General features: G+C 59.2%; 1 protein-coding gene. It reads left to right on the top strand.

The features are described from left to right. Positions 1-83 precede the first annotated feature (83 nt). The coding region (locus ACB035_RS20470; RefSeq protein WP_371168034.1) for an IS4 family transposase at positions 84-664 on the top strand (581 nt) is incomplete at its 3' end.

Raw genomic sequence — 664 nt, 5'->3', positions numbered from 1 at the left:
TAATGCCGATCAGTTAAGGATCCATTGACCGATCCTTCTGTTGTGTGAAAATCCGAAACCTGTTGATTGGTTTCGGATTTTTTATGCGTATCGCTCAAGCTCTCGACTTCCTCCACGCCAGCAATGCTGCTCAGTTTGAGTCACTCTCAGACCTCATTGCTCCCGAGCTCATCACCACTCTGCTCGCCGAAGAGGATGTCGCGACCCTGCGTCGCCGCCGTATGCCCATGGAGCGTCTGGTCTGGGCCATCATTGGCATGGCCATCTTCCGCCACGTCCCCATGACCCAGCTGGTCAATCAGCTCGATATCCTGTTGCCCGGCGACCGCCCCTTTGTCGCCCCCAGCGCCTTCCTGCAAGCTCGCCAAAAGCTTGGCCACAAGAGCATTGAGCGGCTGTTTCACGAGACCGCCGTAGGCTGGCACCAGCAGGCCAATCACCCCGGCTGGGCAGGGCTGCAACTGCTCGCAGTCGATGGCGTGATGTGGCGCACGCCCGATACCCCGGACAATGCTGCCGCATTTGCCAAGCCCGGTACCCAGCATGGGGAGACCGCCTATCCGCAGGTACGCATGCTCTGTCAGATGGAGCTGACCAGTCACCTGCTTGTTCAGGCGGTCATGGAGAGCTGCGCCGTCAACGAGATGGTGTTGGCCGAACAGCT

The sequence above is a fragment of the Aeromonas sp. S12(2024) genome, from assembly GCF_041402305.1.
GTDB lineage: Bacteria > Pseudomonadota > Gammaproteobacteria > Enterobacterales > Aeromonadaceae > Aeromonas > Aeromonas veronii.
Note: the sequence above shows the minus strand (reverse complement) of the source record. Positions and strands in the feature narration are given on the sequence as shown.